This is a genomic window from Polaromonas sp. P1_G4 (genome assembly GCF_056405475.1).
In genome coordinates this window covers 1-1,411 of the sequence record NZ_JBFUCA010000778.1, presented here as the reverse complement: position 1 = coordinate 1,411, position 1,411 = coordinate 1, and the positions used below count along the sequence as shown (strand labels likewise).

3 protein-coding genes are annotated in these 1,411 nt (G+C 51.9%); 2 read left to right on the top strand and 1 reads right to left on the bottom strand.

What is annotated here, in order from left to right:
* A partial coding sequence (locus AC1D1X_RS23250; RefSeq protein WP_477699337.1) for a serine hydrolase occupies positions 1-282 on the top strand: 282 nt, incomplete at its 5' end.
* A gap of 297 nt (positions 283-579) precedes the next feature.
* Positions 580-918, top strand: a complete 339-nt coding sequence (locus AC1D1X_RS23245) for a hypothetical protein (protein ID WP_477669004.1) — start codon at positions 580-582, stop codon at positions 916-918.
* 144 nt (positions 919-1,062) lie between these two features.
* On the opposite strand, the gene AC1D1X_RS23240 is transcribed toward AC1D1X_RS23245, so the two are convergent.
* Positions 1,063-1,411 (bottom strand): hypothetical protein (locus tag AC1D1X_RS23240; protein ID WP_477699336.1); only part of this gene is annotated, 349 nt, incomplete at its 5' end.

The following is a 1,411-nucleotide window of genomic DNA, read 5'->3' as shown; positions in this document are numbered from 1 at the left end:
CTGTCAGACACCTCGCGCCAGCAGATGCGCCAGTGGCTGATCGCCAGCAAGACATCCGACCGGCGATTGCGCGCCCTGCTGCCGCGGGACTGCCTGGTTGGCGACAAGACGGGTACAGGCGCCCATGGCACCACCAACGACATCGGCGTTTTGTGGCCTGCGGGATGCGCGCCTGTGGTGATCACGGTGTATTTGACCAAGAGCCCAAAGCCCTTGGAGGAACGCGAGGCCATCGTGGCAAAGGCCGGTCAATTGGCGGCTTCTTTGGCCACGCCGGTTTGAGAACACGAGACAACAAAGTTGGCCGCCTCCGGGCGGCTTTTTGGTTTGCGGGGAAACACATTCTCAAACGACAAAGCTGTCACCAAGGTAAAGAGGTCGGGCACGAGAGCCTGCAATCTATTGCCGGGATTTGGCGCTTAACGAAAACGTTGATTTCCAACGAATTTTCTATTGGAATTGATGAAATTATTGAAAACAAAATACCGTACCAACTAGAGACTGGTTACAACAATTGCGGCTCAATGTAATACTAAAGATCGATAATCAGGGAGATTCCTAGAAGAGTTCACATACAACATGAAAATAAACCCGCAGGTGGTGGTCGATGGACTCATCGACCACATCACCGCCGCAGTTCTCATTGCCCCTGAAGTTGAAAAATTACTTCAGCGAGAGAACAAGGACCGGTTCAACCGGGCTGGCTATCAACTTCTTGGAGCACTTCCCGATGGCCCCACGAAGCTCGACTTCTTCTGCGAAATAACACTTCAGGCAGAGAAGCAACGCAGCTCCTTCCTTGTGAAGATCCTCGGCCAGGCGGGTTATGAAGACTCGCGCTGGAGAATCACCCAGATCTATGACGTTGAGGTGGATCCACTGGACCGCGGGGATACAGGATTTTCGAGCGTGATCTGAAACGGGCTGCGTGGACACCATTCGCCACAGGAGCGGCAATGGAGATCGCAGGCCGCAAGAGCGCAAGTAGATGATCAACCAGCTCTCCGCGTATCGTCCATCCATTTTTCGGGAAAGAAAAATGGCACCCCGACAATTATTAAATCAGGCGCTTTTTAATACGAAAACAGAAACGTCACCGTTGTCGTTGAGCAAAAGGTTTTTCTCAAACAAACGGGCATCCAGATGCTTGTATCTAATGCCTTCACTGTCTACCGCCTCTAGCGCCATCGTCAAGACCGAGCCTTCAACAGAATAATTGAAAGGCCACTCGCCCATGTCAGCCCGCCTTGAATGGAAATAAGTGCCAGTTCCATCCGCATTGAGTTTGATCACGACCTCCATGAATCCTTTGACACTTTTCCGATCAATCCACTCGCCATAAATTTCAGCTGCTGAATTAACTTCGCTGGTGCTTGGCCAAAGCTCTCTCAATTCCTCCTGGCTCGGCGCT